The 988-nt window shown below is 69.9% G+C and carries 2 protein-coding genes; both read left to right on the top strand.

The genetic code is table 11. From position 1 onward, the window contains the following. Positions 1-108: 108 nt before the first annotated feature. Entirely contained in the window at positions 109-513 is a 405-nt protein-coding gene (locus AC5LSR_RS11640) for a secondary thiamine-phosphate synthase enzyme YjbQ (protein WP_250282230.1), read from the top strand. 186 nt (positions 514-699) lie between these two features. Continuing rightward, on the top strand, positions 700-988 hold a 289-nt coding region (locus AC5LSR_RS11635; protein ID WP_493468442.1), incomplete at its 3' end, for a DUF3052 family protein.

Here is a 988-nt window from a genome sequence, read left to right as displayed (position 1 = left end):
CCCCCCGGGCGTGGGCGCGCGCTGGCGGTGCGGGGAAGTGGCGGCGGTGCGGGGAAGCGCGGGGAAGCGCGGGGAAGTACGGGGAAGAAGGCCGGGAGAGGGCGGGGCATGGAGACGACCACGGTGTCCGTACACACTGGCGGGACGGAGCGTGTCCACGACCTCACCGATGATGCCCGTCGGTTCGTGGCCGGGCGCGGGGACGGGCTGCTGTCGGTGTTCGTCCCGCACGCGACCGCCGGAGTCGCCCTGCTCGAGCTCGGCTCGGGCAGCGACGCCGACCTGCTCACCACGCTCGGCGAGCTGCTGCCGGCGGACAGCCGCTGGCGGCACGCGCACGGCTCGGCGGGCCACGGGCGCTCGCACGTCCTGCCGGCGCTGATCTCCCCGTCGCTGACCGTGCCGGTCCTCGACGGCCGCCTGCTCCTGGGGACGTGGCAGTCGATCGCGCTCGTGGATCTCAACGTGGACAATCCTGAACGCACTGTTCGACTCTCGTTTCTGTCCGGATGAGCCGGTACGGGTGGCACCTTTGTCCACAACTACCGGCGTGGCACTTGCGCTGCCCCGGGGTGCTCCGGTGGACTAGGTCCACGGTGGTGCGCGCAGCAGGTGGATCGAACAACCGCCGTGCCGTACAGCCGGTGCTCACGGGCGGCGTGCCCGCGGGCAGCTGACACGAGCAGGAGGTTGTTGAGGGTGAGTCCGACCGCGGCGAACGCCGAGGGTCAGCGGCGTGCGGAACGTCTGGGCATTACGCCCGGGGTACTGGTTCAGTCGCTCAACGAAGACAACGACATCGCCTATGATCTTCTCGACGCCGTCACCTCGGCCAGCGGAACGGAACTCGTCCCGGAGGACTCCGACGATGTGGTCGATGTCGTGCTGCTGTGGTGGCGGGACGACGACGGCGACCTTGTTGAGGCACTCATCGACGCGCGCCGCCAGTTGTCGGAGGCCGGTGTGATCTGGCTGCTGACACCGAAGG

The organism is Protofrankia sp. CiP1_Cm_nod4, from assembly GCF_982290645.1.
This window is presented reverse-complemented; position numbering and strand designations above follow the sequence as displayed.